This is a genomic window from Janthinobacterium breve (assembly GCF_051380895.1).
Lineage (GTDB): Bacteria > Pseudomonadota > Gammaproteobacteria > Burkholderiales > Burkholderiaceae_D > Janthinobacterium.
This window is the reverse complement of record NZ_JBNYXY010000001.1, coordinates 374,367-393,755: the sequence shown is the minus strand read 5'-3', so window position 1 is coordinate 393,755 and position 19,389 is coordinate 374,367. Positions and strand designations below refer to the sequence as shown.

Annotated in this window: 19 protein-coding genes; 9 read left to right on the top strand and 10 right to left on the bottom strand. The window is 64.9% G+C overall.

Going from position 1 to position 19,389, the window contains the following annotated elements:
- Positions 1-20 precede the first annotated feature (20 nt).
- From ACQ4W0_RS01870 to ACQ4W0_RS01850, 5 genes are all read right to left on the bottom strand, one after another.
- Positions 21-506 (bottom strand): hypothetical protein, encoded by a 486-nt coding sequence (locus tag ACQ4W0_RS01870; protein WP_436575228.1) that lies wholly within the window; start codon positions 504-506, stop codon positions 21-23.
- Positions 503-2,326 (bottom strand): DNA helicase RecQ, encoded by a 1,824-nt coding sequence (gene recQ / locus ACQ4W0_RS01865; RefSeq protein WP_436575227.1) that lies wholly within the window; start codon positions 2,324-2,326, stop codon positions 503-505. Before recQ ends, ACQ4W0_RS01870 begins: the two co-directional genes overlap by 4 nt.
- A 6-nt stretch (positions 2,327-2,332) precedes the next feature.
- The gene (locus tag ACQ4W0_RS01860; RefSeq protein WP_436575226.1) at positions 2,333-3,178 is read right to left on the bottom strand and encodes an undecaprenyl-diphosphate phosphatase; all 846 of its coding nucleotides are present in this window, start codon (positions 3,176-3,178) and stop codon (positions 2,333-2,335) included.
- 155 nt (positions 3,179-3,333) lie between these two features.
- Positions 3,334-4,482 carry an MFS transporter gene (locus ACQ4W0_RS01855; protein ID WP_436575225.1) on the bottom strand — a complete coding sequence of 383 codons (1,149 nt, stop codon included), beginning with the start codon at positions 4,480-4,482 and terminating at the stop codon, positions 3,334-3,336.
- 33 nt (positions 4,483-4,515) lie between these two features.
- Complete coding sequence (locus tag ACQ4W0_RS01850) at positions 4,516-5,286, bottom strand: DeoR/GlpR family DNA-binding transcription regulator (protein ID WP_436575224.1); 771 nt, start codon at positions 5,284-5,286, stop codon at positions 4,516-4,518.
- Positions 5,287-5,431: 145 nt separating this feature from the next.
- On the opposite strand from ACQ4W0_RS01850, the gene ACQ4W0_RS01845 reads away from it, so the two are divergent.
- Complete coding sequence (locus ACQ4W0_RS01845; RefSeq protein WP_436575223.1) at positions 5,432-5,680, top strand: hypothetical protein; 249 nt, start codon at positions 5,432-5,434, stop codon at positions 5,678-5,680.
- Positions 5,681-5,706: 26 nt separating this feature from the next.
- Here ACQ4W0_RS01845 and ACQ4W0_RS01840 read toward each other — a convergent pair whose 3' ends face one another.
- From ACQ4W0_RS01840 to ACQ4W0_RS01825, 4 genes are all read right to left on the bottom strand, one after another.
- Positions 5,707-5,979, bottom strand: a complete 273-nt coding sequence (locus tag ACQ4W0_RS01840) for a YkgJ family cysteine cluster protein (protein ID WP_436575222.1) — start codon at positions 5,977-5,979, stop codon at positions 5,707-5,709.
- Between the two features lie 70 nt (positions 5,980-6,049).
- Positions 6,050-6,919, bottom strand: coding sequence for a head GIN domain-containing protein (locus tag ACQ4W0_RS01835; protein ID WP_436575221.1), 870 nt, complete (start codon positions 6,917-6,919; stop codon positions 6,050-6,052).
- Between the two features lie 182 nt (positions 6,920-7,101).
- A complete protein-coding gene (locus ACQ4W0_RS01830; RefSeq protein ID WP_436575220.1) occupies positions 7,102-8,337 on the bottom strand; it encodes a sensor histidine kinase in 1,236 nt (411 codons plus the stop codon).
- Positions 8,327-9,679: a sigma-54-dependent transcriptional regulator gene (locus ACQ4W0_RS01825; RefSeq protein ID WP_436575219.1), complete on the bottom strand. Its 1,353-nt coding sequence runs from the start codon at positions 9,677-9,679 to the stop codon at positions 8,327-8,329. The genes ACQ4W0_RS01830 and ACQ4W0_RS01825 overlap by 11 nt, the downstream gene beginning before the upstream one ends.
- 278 nt (positions 9,680-9,957) lie before the next feature.
- Here ACQ4W0_RS01825 and ACQ4W0_RS01820 point away from each other — a divergent pair, with 278 nt between their 5' ends.
- The 7 genes from ACQ4W0_RS01820 to ACQ4W0_RS01790 all read left to right on the top strand — a co-directional run bounded on the left by ACQ4W0_RS01820 (position 9,958) and on the right by ACQ4W0_RS01790 (position 17,851).
- Entirely contained in the window at positions 9,958-11,232 is a 1,275-nt protein-coding gene (locus tag ACQ4W0_RS01820; protein ID WP_436575218.1) for an efflux RND transporter periplasmic adaptor subunit, read from the top strand.
- Positions 11,233-11,263: 31 nt separating this feature from the next.
- Complete coding sequence (locus tag ACQ4W0_RS01815; protein ID WP_141170895.1) at positions 11,264-11,944, top strand: ABC transporter ATP-binding protein; 681 nt, start codon at positions 11,264-11,266, stop codon at positions 11,942-11,944.
- On the top strand, positions 11,941-14,331 hold the full coding sequence (locus ACQ4W0_RS01810) for an ABC transporter permease (RefSeq protein ID WP_436575217.1): 2,391 nt from the start codon (positions 11,941-11,943) through the stop codon (positions 14,329-14,331). The genes ACQ4W0_RS01815 and ACQ4W0_RS01810 overlap by 4 nt, the downstream gene beginning before the upstream one ends.
- Before the next feature lie 247 nt (positions 14,332-14,578).
- Entirely contained in the window at positions 14,579-15,229 is a 651-nt protein-coding gene (locus ACQ4W0_RS01805; RefSeq protein ID WP_436575216.1) for a TetR/AcrR family transcriptional regulator, read from the top strand.
- A gap of 170 nt (positions 15,230-15,399) precedes the next feature.
- A complete protein-coding gene (locus ACQ4W0_RS01800; protein ID WP_436575215.1) occupies positions 15,400-16,050 on the top strand; it encodes a protein-L-isoaspartate O-methyltransferase family protein in 651 nt (216 codons plus the stop codon).
- 13 nt (positions 16,051-16,063) lie between these two features.
- Positions 16,064-16,387, top strand: a complete 324-nt coding sequence (locus ACQ4W0_RS01795) for a rhodanese-like domain-containing protein (RefSeq protein ID WP_102121294.1) — start codon at positions 16,064-16,066, stop codon at positions 16,385-16,387.
- A gap of 141 nt (positions 16,388-16,528) precedes the next feature.
- Positions 16,529-17,851 (top strand): TolC family outer membrane protein, encoded by a 1,323-nt coding sequence (locus ACQ4W0_RS01790; protein ID WP_436575214.1) that lies wholly within the window; start codon positions 16,529-16,531, stop codon positions 17,849-17,851.
- Between the two features lie 69 nt (positions 17,852-17,920).
- Here the strand turns inward: ACQ4W0_RS01790 and ACQ4W0_RS01785 are convergent, their stop codons facing one another.
- Entirely contained in the window at positions 17,921-18,388 is a 468-nt protein-coding gene (locus tag ACQ4W0_RS01785; RefSeq protein WP_436575213.1) for a DMT family transporter, read from the bottom strand.
- 91 nt (positions 18,389-18,479) lie between these two features.
- Here ACQ4W0_RS01785 and ACQ4W0_RS01780 point away from each other — a divergent pair, with 91 nt between their 5' ends.
- Entirely contained in the window at positions 18,480-19,385 is a 906-nt protein-coding gene (locus ACQ4W0_RS01780) for a LysR substrate-binding domain-containing protein (RefSeq protein WP_436575212.1), read from the top strand.
- The last annotated feature ends 4 nt before the right edge of the window (positions 19,386-19,389 follow it).

Genomic DNA, 19,389 nt, shown 5'->3' with positions numbered 1-19,389 from the left:
GCAGAGGCAAGGTGAAGTGGTCAGGGCGTATCGGATGATGCCGCCGGCTGGTACAGGGCGGCGGGCAGGCCGAAGAACGACGGCGGTCCCAAGTTCGTGCCATCGAGCGAGCCGCCCGCGTTCAGGGCCTTGCTGATGGCCGACAGCAGGGAGCTGCGGTCGGCCAGGTTTTTCATCAGCGCGCGCGGGCCATTGTGGAAGGTATGCTGGGCGATGTCCACGGCCATGACAAAGATCGGTTCGCAGCGCATGGGGAACTCCACCCACTCGCCATCGTCGTCCTGGGCGCAGAAGGTGTCGGGCAGGGTCATGTTTTCGGCGCCGGGAAGGTGCGAAGCCAGCACCAGGCCGAAAGCTTCCGGCACCACGTCGGCCAGGCGGCGCACGGTGAAATCATCGCGCACCAGGGCACGCAATTGCTCTTCCGTTTCATCGCTGGCGTCGGGCTGGGCGCCAAGCAGTTTCACGGCCTGGTAAATCAGGTCGGACGAAAGGGCTTCCATCACATCATCTCCAGGATCATGGCGACGATTTCATCACCATACGAGGCCAGTTTTTTCTCGCCCACGCCACTCACGCCGCGCATCTGCTCCAGCGAGGTAGGCTTGGCCTTGGCGATTTCGCGCAGGGTGGCGTCGACAAAAATGACGTACGCCGGCACGTTGTGCGTACGCGCCGTTTCCACGCGCCACCAGCGCAGCTTGTCGAAAATCGCCTGCTCGCTGGTGGACAGGTCCGTCTCGACATAACCCTTCGCCACGCTGGTGCCGCGCTTGCTGGTTTTCACCGGTTTCTGGTACTGGCGCAGCTGCACTTTCTGGCCTCCCTTGAGCACGGGGCGCGAGGCGTCCGTCAGTTTTAGCGAGCTGTATTGTTCATGGTCGACCGAGACGAGGCCCAGCGCAATGGCCTGGCGCAGGATAGCTTTCCATTCCGCTTCGCCCAGGTCCGAGCCGATGCCGAAGACGGACAGTGAATCGTGATGCCAGGTCTTGATGCGTTCCGATTCCACGCCGCGCAGCACGTCGATCACGTGGCCGCCGGCGAAGCGTTGGTCGACGCGGTAGATGGCCGACAGCAGTTTTTGCACGGGCACCGTGCCGTCGAAGGAGACGGGCGGCACCAAACAGGTGTCGCAATTGCCGCACGGCGAAGCCGGTTCGCCGAAGTATTCGAGCAAGCGCATGCGGCGGCAGCTGAGCGTTTCGCACAGGCCCAGCATGGCGTCGAGTTTCACGCCCAGCACGCGCTTGAAAGTGTCCTCTGCTTCCGATTCATCGATCATGCGCCGTTGCAGCACCACATCCTGCAAGCCGTACGCCATCCAGGCGTTGGCGGCCATGCCGTCGCGGCCCGCGCGGCCCGTTTCCTGGTAATAGCCCTCGATGCTTTTTGGCAGATCCAGATGCGCGACGAAGCGCACGTCGGGCTTGTCGATGCCCATGCCGAAGGCGATGGTGGCGACCATGACGATGTTTTCCTCGCGCAGGAAGCGCGCCTGGTTGGCGCTGCGCTTGGCGTACTCCATGCCGGCGTGGTAGGGCAGGGCGCGGATGCCGCTCTGGTTCAAAAATTCCGCCGTCTCTTCGACTTTCTTGCGCGACAGGCAGTAGACGATGCCGCAGTCGCCAGTGTGCTCGGTGTTGATGAAGTCGAGCAGCTGCTTGCGGCCATTCGCCTTTTCCACGATCTGGTAGCGGATGTTCGGGCGGTCGAAGGACGAGACGAACTGGCGCGCGTCTTCCAGCTGCAGACGCAGGGCGATTTCGGCGCGCGTCTGCGGGTCGGCCGTGGCCGTGAGCGCAATGCGCGGCACGTCCGGGAATTGCTCGTGCAGCACAGACAGCTTGATGTATTCCGGGCGGAAGTCGTGGCCCCACTGGGCCACGCAATGCGCCTCGTCGATGGCGAACAGGGAAATTTTTGACGCCTGGAACAGGTCCAGGCAGCGTTGCGTCATCAGGCGCTCGGGCGCCACGTAGACGACGTCGATGCCGCCCGTGCGCACCAGGCGCTCGATGCGGCTCGCTTCTTCGTAGGTTTGCGTGGAATTGAGGAAGGCGGCGCGCACGCCGACTTCCTCCAGCGCGTCCACCTGGTCCTGCATCAGCGCGATCAGCGGCGAGACGACGACGCCCACGCCATCGCGCAGCAGCGCGGGAATCTGATAGCACAGCGACTTGCCGCCGCCCGTGGGCATCAGCACCAGCGCATCGCCGCCATGGCTGACGTGGTCGACGATGTCGGCTTGCTGGCCGCGGAATGCCGGGTAGCCGAAAACGGTTTGCAGCAGGTGCAGCGCGCGCTGGTTAAGATCTTGATTCATAGTGCCTTATGCTGCCCAAACAACCCAGCCGTAGTGGGCGCTGGCCAGGACCAGCAAGCCAAACACGATGCGGTACCAGGCAAAAAACGTGAAGTCGTGCGAGCTGATGTAACGCAGCAGCCAGCGCACGCACAGGAAGGCGGAGATGAAGGCGGCCACGGTGCCCACGCCGAACAGGGGCACGTCGGTGGCCGACAGGATGTCGCGCGCTTTGTACAGCGAGTAGAAGGTGGCCGCCAGCAGGGTGGGGATGGCCAGGAAGAACGAGAATTCGGTGGCCGTCTTGCGCGACAGGCCCAGTAGCATGCCGCCGATGATGGTCGAGCCGGAACGGCTGGTGCCGGGAATCAGTGCAAACGCCTGCGCGCAGCCCACTTTCAAGGCGTCGAGCGGCGTCATTTCATCGACCGAGTTGACGCGCACGGTGACCGGATTGGTGCGCGCGCGGCGCTCCACCAGCAAGATGATGATGCCGCCGATGATGAAGGCCAAGGCCACGGGCACGGGCTTGAACAGCGCATGCTTGATCATCTTGCCGATGGCCAGTCCGATAACGGCCAGCGGGATGAAGGCGATGGCCACGTTCAGCACGAACTTGCGCGACTTGACCTCGGTGCTGAAGGTGGACAGCACGTTGCCGATGCGCTGGCGGTATTCCCAGCACACGGCCAGGATGGCGCCGGCCTGGATGGCGATCTCGAAGACATCCATGACTTCTTTCGAGACATCTTTGGTAAAGTCGAGCAGGCTGCCGGCCAGGATCAAATGTCCCGTGGACGAAATCGGCAAAAATTCGGTAAAACCTTCGACCAGCCCCATGATGATGGCTTTTAACGCAAGAATGAGATCCATAGATGTATAAACGGGTATAAGTGACAGGATGGGGAGAGCGCGTGGCGCCAGCAATGTGCGCGGGGTCGAAGCTTACCACGCCGGAGGTCCGTGGAGCCGATTTGGGCGCTGGCGGGCGGTGCTTTTTTAGCGCCGTCCGCCAGGCAGGAGGGGGATCAGGAGACCTGTTTTGCCGGCGCCACCAGGCGCGCGCTGGCCGCTACCAGCAGCAGGGCGGCGCCCAGCATGGCGAAGGCGATATTCAGGCTGGTGGCGTGCGCCACGAAACCGATGACGGCCGGACCGGCCAGGATGCCCGCATAGCCGATGGTGGTGATGGCCGCCACCGCCAGGCTGGCCGGCATGGCGCGCTGGTTGCCGGCGGCCGTGAACAGGATGGGCACGATGTTCGCTGCGCCCAGGCCGATCAGCACGAAGCCTGCCATGGCCAGGCTGGCGTGCGGCGCCAGCACGGCCAGGAAGAAGCCTGCTGCTGCAAACAAGCCGCCGAAAGTGAGCACCCGCTTGCCGCCAAAGCGTCTGACTACCTTGTCACCTGTGAAGCGGCCCAGCGTCATGGCGATGGCGAAGGCGGCGTAGCCGAGGCCGCCCTTGGCTTCTTCCACGCCGCGCGTGGTGGTGAGGAACAGGGCGCTCCAGTCGAGAATCGCGCCTTCGGCCAGGAAGACGATAAAGCACAGCAAGCCGATAAAAATGACGGCACCATGCGGCATGACGAACAGCGGCGTTTTTTCGCCCGAGGCTGATGCCGTCGGCAGCAGATGGCCTTGCGCCGCGCCCAGCACGCCGCACAGCAGCAGCATCACCACCACGCAGGACCAGGCCGGTGTCAGGCCCAGCCACAGCAGCAGGGCCATGCAGGCCGCGCCGGCAAAGCCGCCCACGCTGAACAGCGCATGAAAACCTGACATCATGGCGCCACCATTGGCCTTTTCGATGATCACGGCCTGGATGTTGATGGCCACGTCGAAGGTGCCCATGGCCGCGCCGAACACCAGCAGCACCAGACCCAGTTGCAGCGGTGTGGCGGCCAGCGCCAGGCCGGGCAGGATGGCGGTCAGGAGCAGGCCGGCGCCGACGATGACCTTGCGGCAGCCGAAGCGGGCCGCGAGCATGCCCGTAAACGGCATCGCGCACAGCGAGCCGGCGCCCAGGCACAGCAGCAAAATGCCGAGGGTGGCTTCATCGAGGCCCAGGCGCGACTTGGCGTAGGGAACCAGCGGCGCCCAGGCCGCCATGCCGAGGCCAGCGGCGAAAAAGACCAGGCGCGTGGCGCGTTGCTGCAGGGTACCGGTGAGATGCATGGGAGAGCTTTTTAAAAATCGGGGTGGATAAAATCAGGCGCGGGCGCGCAACACTTGCACGCCCAGCCGTTCAAAGGCGGCAATGTGGGCCGCATTGGCATCGGCTTCGAGCACCAGGTGTTGCAGCAAGCCCGTGGCCAGTACGCCGAAGGGGGCGGCCGTGCCCAGCTTGTCGCTGGTGACGGCCACCACGACGGCCTTGCTGGCGCCGGCGATGCTGCGCTTGAATTCCGCCTCGTCGTAGTTGAACGCCGTTACGCCTGCGTCCGCATCGGCGCCGCAGGCACCCAGGAAACACAGGTCAGGATGCATGCGCTCGACGGTGCGCAGCGCCTGCGGGCCCAGGCTGGCGCCGGCACGGCGGTCGACTCTGCCGCCCGCCATGATCAGCTCGATTTCCGGGCGTTCCATGAGCGCCATGGCAATCGAGGGGGCATTGGTGATGACAGTGAGCGCCAACTCCGGCAAGGCGCAGGCGATGGCCAGGTTGGTCGACCCCGCATCGAGAAACAGCACCTGGCCCGCGCGCACGAGGGAGACGGCAGCCTGCGCCAGGCGCGCCTTGCGTTCCGGCGCTTCCTGCTTGCGCTGGGTCAGGGTGCCGCCATCAGGCGCCAGCGGCAGGGCGCCGCCATACACGCGCTGGCACAGGCCGGCCGCGGCCATCTCGCGCAAGTCGCGCCGTATCGTATCTTCAGACACGTCGAGTTGGCGCGCCAGGTCCAGCGCTAGTACGCGGCCGTCGGCGTGCAGTTGTTGCTGGATCAGCGCGTGACGTTGTTTGAGGAGCAGGGTGGCAGACATGTGAGCTTATGAATGTGCAGGAATGTGCATGAATATACGCAAACGTGCAACCGGAGTCAAGCCGGATGTTTTATCTGAGCAGGCATTGCCGGAAAGACATAATTTCTGTTAATGTTGCAAAAAATAGAATGAACAAGGGAACATCATGCTGTCAGGTACATCATTGCTGGCCATCCTGCTGGGCCGTGCCAGGCGCCGCCATGGATGGGGAATGCTGGGGGCGGTAGTGTTTTTAAATGTCATGCACTGGGTGCGCCACAGTACGCTGGACTGGCGCGACGCGCGCGACACTCTGTTCCTGCTGCTGATCTATCTGGGCCTTGCCATGCTGTTGGAATACAAGCGCCTGCGCGACGCGGAGGAAGCCTCGGCAACAGCCGAGGATGGCCGCTAAGCGGTAAAGATGGCAGGGGCCACTGCTCAGGGCGCCGTCAGCCGTTCCAGCTCTGCCAGCCAACCGACGGCATGTTCGCGGCTGCCGCCGCACATCTCCTCGGACGGCTGCAAGCCGCCGCAAAAGGCGGGCCGTTCCGGCAGGCCAAAGATCTTGCAGCGGTTGTCGTCGGCCAACTGCACGCAGCGTACACCCGCAGGTTTTCCATTGGGCATGCCGGGAATCGGGCTGGTGATGGACGGTGCGGTGCAGCAGGCGCCGCAGGATGGGCGGCATGCCAAGGGGGCAGAAGGGGACATGGGATTTCAGGCGAGCGGGTGAGGAGCCGACAGTATAGCAAGCCGGCCCCTGTGCCGCGCCAGGGCGCGTTTAGCGCACGATGCTGACGCGCTTGCCCGACAGGGTGCGGCGGGCCGGATCGCCATGCACCGTGATGCGGCCGGAACCGCTGGCGCGGGCGTTGACTTCATTCTGGACGGTGACATCGATGTCGCCGGAACCATTGCTCGCCAGATAGGCAACGTCGCTGTGCAGGGCGGCCAGGTTGATATCGCCCGAGCCATTCACGTTGGCATCGAGGCGCTGCACGGTGCCGCTGGCGCTGATGCTGCCCGAGCCGTTGACGGCCACGTTGATGCGTTCGCTGCGCACGCTGCCCAGTTGGATGTTGCCCGAACCGTTCTGCACCGCGTCCGTGTTGCCGCTGGCGAGGGCCGCCGCGTTGATGCTGCCCGAGCCATTGTTGGCCACGTCGAGGCGTCCCACCGTACCCGCCAGTTCGCTCTTCATCGAACCACGCTGCTCCAGGCTGAAATCTTCGCCATTGAAACCACTGGCTACCAGGCGGCCAGAGCCGGAGATGTTGATCTTCCTCAATTGCGGCGTCGTATAAATGACGTGGATGCCATTGCTGCTGCGAATGTTCGTATCGCTCCAGATGCGCAGGGTATTACCGCTCACTTCGCTATGGATGCGCGGCTGCAGATTGCTGTCCGCTTCGATCACCAGCGAGGTTGCCGGGCCGACGCGCACATCGATTTTCATATCGATGCGCTTCATGCTGTCGATGTCGAGCGTGTTGATGGTGCTGACCTGGCGCACGTCACGGCTCACTTGCTCGTTGCCCTGGATGGCATTGCCACCCGCGTCGGCATAGCGCACTTCGCCATCGTTGGGGTTGATGACGATGGCGCAGCCGCCAAGGGTAACGGCACAGCACAGGGCCAGCAAGGTACGCATGGTGTTTCCTTTATGATTGTTGTCGTTCGGAACAAGAAAAAAAGCCGGCTGCCGCGCCGCGGCTGCCGTGCTGTCGATGTCAAGATAACAAAGCGGCGTGCTGTCTTCGAGGAAAATGCGATGAACTGCGTAAAACGCGGCGTGAACTGCAGGCGCGTGCACTTGACGCGGTGCCGTGCGGCTTAAAAGCTGAGCAGGAAACATGCGCCGGCGCCGACGGGACGCGCATGGCGCAAGGTGCCGCCGTTGGCATGGGCCAGGTGGCGCACCAGTGCCAGGCCGATGCCGCGCCCCTGTTTCCTGGTCGAGAAAAACGGCATGAAAATGTGCGCGGCCAGCGTATCGGGCACGCCATGGCCATTATCGCGCACCTCGATGCGCAGGCGCGCCCCCCGACTCAGGCGGGCGCTGACCGTGACGCGCGGCGCGGCACTATCCTGCGTAGCCTCGACGGCATTTTTGAGCAGATTGATCAGCGCCTGTTCCAGCTGGCCTGCATCGATCCGTACTTCCAGCGACCCCGGTTCGACGGAAAATTCCGCCGTGCCACCGCGCGCCTGCCAGGCCGGTGCCAGCAGGGCTTCCAGGCGCTGGAACAGGTGTTCGAGGCGCACCGTTTCGGGCTGCGGTGCGGGCACGCTGGACAGGCTGCGGTAGCTGGCCACGAAATCGGCCAGGCTGGCGGCACGGCGCGCGATGGCGTCGCGCGCCGTGGCCAGGTCGGCATGGATGTCTGGCGGCAGCAGGGGGCGCACGTCCGCCAGCAGGTCGCAGGCCGTGCGCGACAGCGAGGCGACCGGTGTCAGCGAATTCATGATTTCATGCGTCAGCACTTGTACCAGTTCGCGCCAGGCATTGAGCGCCTCGGCTTCCAGTTCGCTTTCCACCGGCATCAGCGCGGCCAGGTGCTGCGGCGCGCCTTGCAGCGTCAGCGCCGCCACTGCCACGAGCGCCCGCTCCACGCCGCGTTCCGTGTCAAAACTGAGCAGGCGGCGCTGGCCCGGCGGCTGCGCCGCCAGCAGTTGTTGCCATCGCTGCGGTACGCTTGCGTGCCCGGGCGCCAACTGGCGCCGGGCGCATGCATTGAGTGGCGTCACGCTGCGTTCCGCAGTGCCGCTCTGGATACGGAACAGGGCAATGGGCGCATGTTCGAGACAGGCTTCGAGTGCCCTCAGCGATTCTTCATGGGGCGTTGGCGACGGTGCCGCCGTCATGGTCGGTTCCTGGCGCGTCAAACGCGGCGCGAGGCCCGTCAGGCAGCGGTACAGGAGCCACGTCGGCGGTAGGGCCAGCAGCAGGCACAGCACGCTCAGGCGCGGCGACGCCAGTGCGAAAAAATACCCGGCGGCGGCGACCAGCGCCAGCATGGCGGCGATGCTGGCGCCGGCCGTCGTCTTGAGGCTGCGCTCAGATGCCATGTTTGTTCAGCTTGCGGTACAGGGCGGCGCGGCTGATGCCCAGGGCGTTGGCCGCATGGCTGATATTGCCGTCGACCTGTTCCAGCGTGCGATGGATAGCGTCGCGTTCCAGCGCGCCGAGCGTCTGGCGTGCATCGGCGGGTGTCGCGGGCGCCGCTGTCGCCCGGGCGTGGCTGTCGAACAGGCCGAAGTCGCTGCACGTGTAGTGCGCTTCGCGCCCGAGGATGACGGCACGTTCGCAGGCATGGCGCAGCGCGCGCACATTGCCCGGCCAGTCATGTCGCTGCAGGTAGTCGAGTGCCTCCGGTCCAGGTGTGCGCGCGGTGCGCTGGTACTGGCTTTCGTAGTGCGCCAGGTAGTGCCGCAATAGCATGGCGATATCGTCGCGGCGCGCGCGCAGCGGCGGCACGCGCAGCACGATGGTATTGAGACGGAACAGCAGGTCGGGTCGGAACACGGCCGGATCGAACAGCCGTGCTTCATCGACATTGGTGGCGCTGATGATGCGTACGTCGATCGCTTCCGGACGGTCCGCGCCCAGCGGCGTCACTTCGCGCCGTTCCAGTGCCGTCAACAGCTTGGCTTGCGCCGCCAGCGGCAGGTTGCCGATTTCATCGAGAAAGAGCGAGCCGCCGCGCGCCGCCTGGAAGCGCCCCGCGCGTTCATTTTTGGCATCGGTGAACGCGCCTTTGCGGTGGCCGAACAATTCGCTCTCGAAGGTCGCCTCCGGTACGGCGCCCATGTCCACCGGCAGCATGGGACCGCCGGCGCGGCGCGAGGCCTGGTGCAGGGCGCGCGCCACCAGTTCCTTGCCGACGCCGTTTTCACCCAGCACCATCACGTTTGCCTCGGTGGGGCCGACGCTGGCGACCATCGCGCGCAGCTCGCGCATGGCGTGGGAGTCACCCATCAGGTCCGGTGTGGCAGTGGCTGTGGCGGCCGTGCCGGCGCGGCGCGCCAGCGCCTGTTCGACGGCGGCAGCCAGGCGCGCATTGTCCCAGGGCTTGGTGATGAAATCGCCGGCGCCGCGCTGCAGCGCCGCCACGGCCAGCGGGACGTCGGCATACGCCGTCATGGCGATCACGCAAGGCGGTTGCGGCAGTGCGCGCAGCAGGTCGAGCAAGGCCAGGCCTTGTGCGCCATCGGTCTGGCCGGGCTGGAAATTGAGGTCGAGCAGCACCACGTCCGGCACCGCCTGGACCAGCAGTGCGGGCAGGCCTGCAGGGTCGCACAGCGTATCGACTTTGCCGTCGCGATAGCGCCGCCGCAGCAGCAGCTGTGCGGCGCAGGCGACATCGATATCGTCGTCGAGGATCAGGACGTGGGCTGCGGTGAGGGCCATGGAGAGCATAGTGAGCGTCGGTCGGTGGCGCATTCTAGCAGCCGCGCTGGCGTCGTGGCGGCCGCTGCGGGCATGCCTGTTTGCCGGCGCTGTGCGCTTGCGAACAGCCGCTGTCCGGAAACGGACACCGCAGGACACCGCATCGCGCCGCCAAGGTCGGCGCACGGCCGCGGGGCGCATGTCCGCGTTGCGCTTGCTGCTGGCACGCTGCTTGCTGATAGATGGCGAATACTTGTGCGAAAGACGTGAAAATAAAGATGCCTGTTCCTCAATCTGCCATGTCCCATTTGCCGTCCAGCGGCGCGGCCATGGATACGCGCGTGCCGCGCAGCCGGCGCAAGCTGGTCGTCGCCGGCCTGGCGGGCATGCTGTTGCTGGCCGTGCTTGCCGCAGCAGGGTGGTGGGCCATGCCACGCGGCTTGCAGGTGCCTGCCGCCGAATTGCGCATCGGTGTCGTGGCGCGTGGTGTTTTCCTCGATGAAGTGGTGGTGCGCGCCAGCGCCGAGCCGCTGCATTCCGTGCTCCTCGATTCGGTCGAGTCGGGCCGCATCGAAGAGGTGGTTGCCAGTGATGGCGCACTGGTCAGGAAGGGCCAGCTGCTGTTCCGCATCTCCAATCCGCAGCGCAATCTGGAACTGCTGGCCCGCAAGGCCGAACATGCGCAGCAGATTTTCAATTTGTCCAATTTGCGCGTAGCGCAGCAGGCCAGCGCCAGCGAGCATCAGCGCCGCCTCGATGACCTGGCGTTCGCGCTGCAGCAGGGCGGCAAGCAGCATGCGCGCAATCTCAGGCTGGCGGCGCAGGGCTTCATTTCCAGCGTGGCGCTGGAGGAATCGGCCGACAGGCTGCTGCAGCAGCAGCGCGCGCTGGCGCAGGAACAGCAGGCGGCGCAGGCGGAGTCGTTGGTACGCCGCGATGCGGCCGGCCAGCTTGGCGCGTCCATCGCGGGCCTCAGCTCGGGCCTGCTGCTGGTCGGCGCCACGGTCGACGCCTTGGCCGTGCGCGCGCCGTCCGCCGGCCGGCTGACGGACTTCCGCCTGCAGGTGGGCGAGTCGATCGCGACGGGCAAGAATGTGGGCCGCATCGACGACCCTGTGCGCTACAAGCTGTCGGCCAGGGTGGACGAGTTTTACCTGAACCGCATGGCGGCGGGACGGCACGCCAGCATCGTCCAGGCTGGCCGCGATTACGCGCTGACTGTGCAGACGATTTATCCGCAGATCAAGGAGGGTCGCTTCACGGTGGAACTGGTGTTCCTGCACGGCCAGCCGCCCGTGCTCAACCCGGGACAAAGCCTCGATGCGCAGATCACCCTGGGCGAGCCGGCCGCCGCGTTGCTGCTGCCGAACGGCGCCTTCATCAACGATAGCGGCGGCGCCTGGGTCTACGTGCTCGATGCGTCAGGCGGGCAGGCGCAGCGGCGCGCAGTGCGTATCGGCCGGCGCAACAACAGCCAGCTCGAAGTACTGCACGGGCTGCAGGCAGGCGAGCGCGTGATCCTGTCGGCCTACGCGGAATATGGAAATTCCCCCAGATTGCACATTAGCCGGTAAATTCCCACCATCCTCCATAAAGGTTCCACCCATGCTCAAACTAGTCGGCGTCAGCAAGATGCATCAGTCAGGCGATATCCAGACCAAGGCGCTGGATCGCATCGACCTCGAGATCGAGGCGGGCGAATATGTCGCCATCACCGGCCCCTCGGGCTGCGGCAAATCGACCCTGCTGGGTCTGCTGGGTTTGCTCGATATTCCCAGCCATGGCGAATACTGGTTCGAGGGCCAGAATGTGGCGGGATGGAGCGAAGCCAAGCTCAATGCGCTGCGCCGCGGGCGCATCGGCTTCATCTTCCAGAGCTTTAACCTGATCGAGGAACTGAGCGTGTTCGAGAACGTGGAGCTGGCGCTGGAGTACAACGGCACGCCGGCGCGCGAACGGCGCCAGCGCGTGGCCGCCATGCTCGACAAGCTGGGCGTGGCCCACCGCGCTGGCCACCGGCCATCGCAACTGTCGGGTGGCCAGCAGCAGCGCGTGGCGATCGCGCGCGCGCTGGTGGCCGGGCCGGCCGTCCTGCTGGCCGATGAACCGACGGGCAACCTCGATACGGCGCACGGCAATGAAGTCATGCGCCTGCTGCGCAGCATCAATGCGGAGGGCACGACGGTGGTGATGGTGACCCACTCGCCCGACCATGCGGCGCAGGCGTCGCGCACCCTGCATTTGCTGGACGGCCGCGTCATGGTCGACGCCTTGCAGGCCGCATGAAGGCGGCCGATTTTCGCATCGGCTGGCGCCTGCTGGCGCAGCAGCGGGGCGCCTCGGCGGCCGTCATCCTGGGCCTGGCGGTGGGTTTCGCAGCCTGCTTCCTGCTATTGGGCTTTGTCGGCTACAGCCTGGGCTACGATAGCCAGGTGCCGCAGCGCGAGCGCGTGCTGCTGGTCAAGCAACGCATCAACCTGTTCATTCGCCCCGAATGGCAGAACTTTGCCTATCTGTCGTTGCGCGACGCAGCGCAGCGCAGCGGCGCGGTCGCCATGGCGAGCATCGTCAAGGAACTTGACTTGCCCGTGCAGCGCGACGAGCGCCCGTATGCGCTGAGCGTGCAAGCGGTCGATGCGGATTTCGCCAGCCTGTTCGGCGTCACGGCGCTGCAGGGCGATCTGCGTTCGGCGCTGGCGCAGCCCGATGCCGTGGCGTTGACGCAGACGGCGGCGCGCAAGCTGTTTGCCGACGCGCCCGCGCTGGGCCAGCTGCTGCAGATTGGCGGCGTCACGCTGAAGGTGCGCGCCATTCTGCCTGACCATCAGCGCAACACCAGCGTGCCGTATGAAGTGCTGGTGGGCACGCTCAGCAGTGCCTGGCCGGCGGCGCAGCGCGAGGCCGCTTTTTCCGGCAGGGGGCGCGGCGCCATTTACCTGCAGATGCGCCCCGGCGCAGCCCTCGACGCGCTGGCGGCGCTGCTGCAGCAGGCCGTCAACGACTCGCCACAAGACCGGCAGGTGCGCGGGGCATCCATGGGACGCGCGCTGGAGGGGCGCAACGTCACCGACATCGCGCTGCTGCCGCTGGCACAGGCTTACTTCGATGCGGACCTGTACAACAGCCGCGCGGCGGCGCGCCATGGGCAGCGCTCCAGCGTGGCGGGACTGGCCGTGCTGGCGCTGTTGATACTCGCCCTGGCCGTCATCAATTACGTCAATCTGGCCACCGTGCGCACCTTGCGCCGCCAGCGCGAAATTGGCGTGCGCAAGTTGCTCGGCGCCGGTGCGGCGCGCCTGATGCAGCAGTTCCTCGCCGAGTCGGTGCTGACGGCGCTGCTGGCGGCCGCCGCCGGCTTGCTGCTGGCCTGGCTGGCGCTGCCGCTCTTTGCCGAGTTGGTACAGCGGCCGCTGGACGATATGTTCACCGCCTGGCGCTGCGCCGTGGCCTTGCTGTTTGGCGTGCTGACGGGCTTGTGTGCGGGCGCCTATCCTGCCTGGTGTGCGCTGCGCGTGCGGCCCGGTCCCGCGCTGGCGGGCCGCGGCAACAGCGAAACAGCGGGTGGTCTGTGGTTGCGCCGCGTGCTGACGGTATTGCAGTTCGGCGCCGCCATGGCGCTGTGCGCCGCGACCCTGGCAGTCGGCTGGCAATCCTGGTATGGCAGCCATGCCTCGCCCGGCTTCGCGCCGGACGGCTTGCTGGTGCTGGACTTGCCACCTGATAGCGAGGCTAGCCCGCAGGCGCGCGCCTTCGAAGAGGCGCTGGCACGCCTGCCCGGCATCGGCGGCGTGGCTGGCATCGCGGAAGCGGTCGGGCGCGATAGCAGTAAGGTCGTCGGCAGCGTCAGGACGCGCGACGGGCGCGACGTGCGCCTGGAATACAAACCCATGACGCCGGGCTGGTTTGCGCTGCACCGCATCGTGCCCTTGCACGGGCGATTGTTCGATGCGGCGCAGGACCGGGTCGGCAGCCAGGTGGTGGTGCTCAATGCGGCGGCGGCGCTGGCGCTGGGCTATCCCACGCCGCAGGCCGCCGTGGGACAGGCGATGCCGGACGGGCAGGTGATCATCGGCATTGCGCCGCCGATCCGTTTCCAGGACATGCGCCAGGCTGCCCAGCCGATGCTGTTCGATCTGCGCCACGGCGGCGCGCTGTCCTTGCGCAGCAATGACGATGTGGCAGCCGCCCATGCGCGCATCGAGCCGCTGTGGCGGCGCTATTTTCCGGAGCGGATGCTGGAACTGCGCACGGCGCAAAGCCTGCTGACGGCGATGTATGCCGAGGACCTGCGCCTGGCGCGCATGCTCGGCCTGGCCAGCCTGATCGCCATGCTGCTCGCCGCCTTCGGCATCTACGTGCTGTCGGCCTACAGCGTGCAGCGCCGCAGCCGTGAAATTGTGCTGCGCAAGTTACATGGCGCAGGCCGCGCCGCCATCGCCCGCCTGGTGGGGCGCGAGTTCATGCTGCTGCTCGCCGCTGGCGCCGTACTGGGCCTGCCGCTGGCGGCCCTTGGCATTGCGCGCTACCTGGCCGGCTTTGTCGAACGCGCGCCGGTGGGCGCCTGGCCCCTGGCGGCGGCATTGTTGCTGGCCCTGTTGGTGGCCTTGCTGGCCACCGTGCGGCACACCTGGTCGGCCATGCGCATGGCCCCGGCGCAAGCCTTGCGCGATTGAGACGGGCTTGCGGCAGGCGTCAGCCCCAGGCACTCCCGGCCGATGGGCGCCCTGCAACTGCGACGCGTTACAATGGCGAGCGTGCACGTCAGCTTGCACGCGAGGTGCTGATACTTATATGTATACGTGCCAGTGTACTTCTGCGCTCCACGCCCGGGAGCAGGATGGGCCTGGCGGCCTGCGCTTGACCTTGGCGGTAGACAGGTCTACTATTAATGACTCAAAAGTAAGTTACTTGGAAAGACACATGCAAGCCCCGATTGATACCAAGCCCCGCTGGGAGCGGCGCAAGGATGCCCGCCCGCAGGAGTTGCTCGCCGCCGCCCTCGACCTGTTTGTCGAACGGGGGTTCGCATCGACGCGCCTGGAGGATGTGGCCAAGCGGGCCGGCGTGTCGAAAGGCACCCTGTACCTGTACTTTGAGAATAAACAAGAGCTGTTCAAGGCCGTGGTGCGCGACAATATCGTGCAGTCGATCGGCGAGGCGGAAGACAGCATGGCCGCCTCGGACAGCAGCAGCGCCGAGTTGTTGCGCAAGGTGATGATGCAGTGGTGGGAAGAATTCGGCGCCACCAAACTGGCCGGCTTGACCAAGCTGATGCTGGCCGAAGCGAACAATTTCCCGGAACTGGCGCAGTTTTACAACGAAGAAGTCGTCGCGCGCGGCAATGGGCTGATCGTCAGCCTGTTGGAACGGGGCATGCAGCGCGGCGAATTTCGCCAGGTCGATCCCGTGCTGGTCAGCACCATCCTCAGCGCGCCCGTCACCATGCTCATGATGTGGACGCACTCCTTCCTGCCATGCGAGGTCAAGAACATCGATCCGCTCGCCTACATGGATGCGTTTATCGACATGAGCTTGCGCAGCCTGCAGGTGGAGGCGCCCGGAAAAAGCTGATGCGCCGGGCCTGGTGACAACCGTTCAGTTGCCCCTTTTCCAAGGTTCGCCCCCCCAAATCTGCAGATCGTCGCAAATTTCCTCCATTCCCCGCCTTTATGGTTAACATGTGCTTTCAGCCAGTTCAACGATAAAATGGCGGATTATTACTTCACTTACCGAGTCCAAAGATGAATATCGAACAAGCCCGCTTCAATATGATCGAACAGCAGATCCGTCCATGGGACGTACTGGATCTCGACGTGCTGGAGCTGTTGAACGTGGTCAAGCGTGAAGATTTCGTGCCGGCCGCCTATAAAAACCTGGCCTTCGTCGATACTGAAATTCCACTGGGCGGCGGCGAATGCATGCTCACGCCGAAGCTGGAAGCGCGCATTTTGCAAGACGTCGCCGTTAAAAAACATGAGAATGTGCTGGAAATCGGCACCGGTAGCGGCTACATGGCTGCCTTGCTGGCGCACAAGGCGCGTCATGTGACGAGCGTGGAAATCGTTCCCCAATTGAAAACCCTGGCCGAGCAGAACCTGGCCGCCAATGGCGTGACGAACGTGACCGTGGAACTGGGCGACGGCGCCCAGGGCTGGAGCAAGGGTGCACCGTACGACGTGATCGTCGTTTCCGGCGCCCTGGCCGTGTTGCCGGAATCATTGTTGCAACAAGTGAAAGTCGGCGGCCGCATCCTGGCCATCATCGGCGAAGCGCCGATCATGTCGGCGCATCTGATCACGCGCAGCTCGGACAAGGCTTACGACACGCGCAAGCTGTTTGAAACCAATGTTACGCCGCTGCAAGCCGCGGCACCGTCGCATTTCCAGTTCTGAGGCGACCGATTCGATGGAGCATTTGAGTGCACCGCAGCTGGCCGCCTGGCTGGCTGACCCTTCGCGCCCGCGCCCGTTTTTGCTGGACGTGCGGGAACAGTGGGAGTTCGACCTGTGCCACCTCGATGGTGCCACCCTGATGCAGATGAACTCGATTCCCGCCCGCATCGATGACCTCGATGAAGACGCCGAGATCGTCTGCATTTGCCATCACGGCGCGCGCAGCATGCAAGTGGCGGCCTTCCTGGAGCGCAATGGTTTTGGCAAGATCAGTAATTTGACGGGCGGCGTGCATGCCTGGGCGCTGCAAGTCGACAGCGCAATGCCTAAATACTAAGTTATTTTGCAATAGATGCACCCAGGCATGTTTTCCTGCATGCCTGCGGAGGCCTGTACCCCGCTCACCCGGCGGGCGCAAGGCAAGCGGTAGCAGATTTTTGATTCCATCAACTTTTGACGACTCCAACGGAGAAATGCAATGCGGAAACCCCTTATCGCCGTGCTGATGACCAGCGCCTTTGTCTCGATGACATGCTCGCTGCAAGTGCAGGCGGCCGATCTCATCCAGGTGTACCAGCAGGCGCTGGCCAATGACGCGCAGTACGCCAGTGCGCGCGCGGCCCTGTCGGCCGGGATGGAGCGGGTTCCGCAGGGGCTGGCAGGCTTGCTGCCGCAAGTGTCCGCCTCGGGCAGCAATACGCGCAACAGCATCGAGCCGATCACCAGCACGATCTCCATGCCGACGGTCAAGGTGCACACGAATACCTACAACCTGACCCTGGCACAGCCGTTGTTCCGCTGGGACCGTTGGGAAACCTACCAGCAAAGCAAACTGGCACAAGCGATTGCCGAAGCGCAATTTGCACAGGTGCAGCAAGACTTGATCACGCGCGTGGCGCAGGCGTATTTCGACGTGCTGAGCGCGCAGGACAACCTGGGCGCCACGCAGGCGCAAAAGGTTGCCACCACGGAGCAGCTGGCTTCGGCCAAGCGCAATTTCGAGGTGGGCACGCAAACGATTACCGACACGCACGAAGCGCAAGCGGCCTATGACCTGGTGGTGGCGCAGGAATTTGCCGCCATCAATGACCTGGCCAACAAGCGCAGCGCGCTGCAAACCATCATCGGCGAGGCGCCAACGAACCTGGCACCCATGCGCACGGGCGTGGTCATCAGCGCGCCGGAACCGGCCGCCATCGAGCCGTGGGTGAGTTCGGCGGAAGAGCAGAACTATGGCGTCGTCACGGCCCAGTTCAATGTGGAATCGGCCAAGCGCGACATCGGCCGCAACCGCGCCGGCCACTATCCGACGCTGGACCTGATCGCCAACACGGGCCATACCTACACGACGGGCGGCGGCACGGGCAGCGCGAACAACAATGCCATCGGCGTGCAGTGGAGCATCCCGATCTTCAGCGGCTTTGCCGTCACCAGCAAGGTACGCGAATCGATCGCGCTGGAAAACAAGGCCCGCAACGACCTGGAAACGGCACGCCGCACCGCATCGCAGGGCGCACGCCAGGCTTTCCTGGGCGTCAACAGCGGCCTGGCACAAGTCAAGGCACTGGAAGCGGCGGAAGTGTCGAGCAAATCGGCGCTGGAGTCGAACCAGCTCGGCTACCAGGTGGGCGTGCGTATCAATATCGACGTCTTGAATGCGCAGAAACAATTGTACTCGACGCAAAAAGACCTGTCGAAAGCGCGCTACGACACCATCATGAACGGCTTGCGCCTGAAGTCGGCCGCTGGTACCTTGAAGGAAACGGATTTGATGCCCGTCAACGCCTTGTTGGACAAGTAATCCAGCGTTTGTGCGAGATCAAAACCAGCACCGGCAACGGCGCTGGTTTTTTTTCGCCCCGAGGTGTTTTCACACGGTGCGGCTGTTGGCCACTTGCGTGAGGATGACGCCGGCCACCACCAGGCCCGCGCCTGCCCAGTGCAGCGGAGAAATATGCTTGACGGCAAAGCCCAGCAAGCCGTAGCGGTCGATGGCCAGTGCGGCCAGCATTTGCCCGCCGATGACGGCCGCCATGAAGGGACCGGAACCCATGCGCGGCGCCAGCATCAGCGCCGCCGTAATATAAAACACGCCGGCCGCGCCGCCCAGCCAGGACCAGCCCGGGCCGCGCACGGCGAGGTGGAAATCGGGCGCCGGCACGCGCCAGACCAGCATCACCAGCGACGCGAGCACGGCGCTGACGGCCAGCGAGGCTATGGTGGCCCACAGCGGGTGGCCCAGATTGCGGCCCAGCGCGGCATTCGCGCCCGCCTGGAAGGGGACGACGGCGCCGGCCAGCATGGCCAGCGGAGCAAATACGGTAATCCATCCTTGCATGAGTGACTCCTGCAGTTGAGTTGATGGTGTCATCGTATTATGCTGTCAGGATTAAATCTAATTCGTAATTTGTCATTCAACTATGCACAAAATGAATAATCTGCGCGCCGTCGATTTGAATCTGCTGGTGATCCTGGAAGCGCTGCTCAGCGAACGCCATCTGTCGCGCGCGGCGGAACGCTTGCACATGAGCCAGCCTGCCGTCAGCCATGCGCTGGCACGCTTGCGCCACTTGCTCGACGATCCTCTGCTGTTGCGCGGCAAGGGCGGCTTCCAGCCCACGGCGCGCGCTCTGGAGTTGGCGCGGCCGCTGGCCGAAGCCCTGCAAAGCGTGCGCTCCGTGCTGGGCGGCGCCGTCTTCGAGGCGGCCACGGCGCAACGTGTATTTCGCCTGGCCATGTCCGACTATGGCGCAGCGTTGATCTTGCCCGCCTTGCTGCGCCGCTTGCGCGTGGAAGCTCCCGGCATCGACCTGGTCATTAGCTATGCCAGCCGTCCGGCCGTGGTGGCAGGCGTGCAGGATGGCGAGATCGACCTGGCGCTGGGCGTGTTCCCGCAACTGCCTGAGCAGCTCCATAGGGAAACCTTGTTTGAGGAAACGTTCATGTGCGCGCTCGACCCGGCCAGCCTGGCGCCGGGTGAAACGTTGAGTCTGGAGACTTATCTGGCGCGCCCCCATGTGCTGGTGGCGTCCAGCGAGGGCGGCATGGCCGCCGAAGTCGACGCGGCCCTGGCCCAACTGGGCCAGACGCGCCGCATCACCGTGCGCGTGCCGTACTGGACGGTCGCACCGGATGTCGTGCTGGGGACGGACATGATCCTGACGGTGGCGCAGCGCGCCTTGCGCGGCAGCGCGGCGCAGGGTCTGGCACAGCATTCTGCGCCATTTTTCATCGCGCCGTTTGCGTTTGAAGTGATACGGCACCGCCGCACGGAGGGCGATGCGGGGATCGCCTGGCTGCGCGCCGCCATTGCTCAGGCCGCCGAGCCAGGCTGAGGTA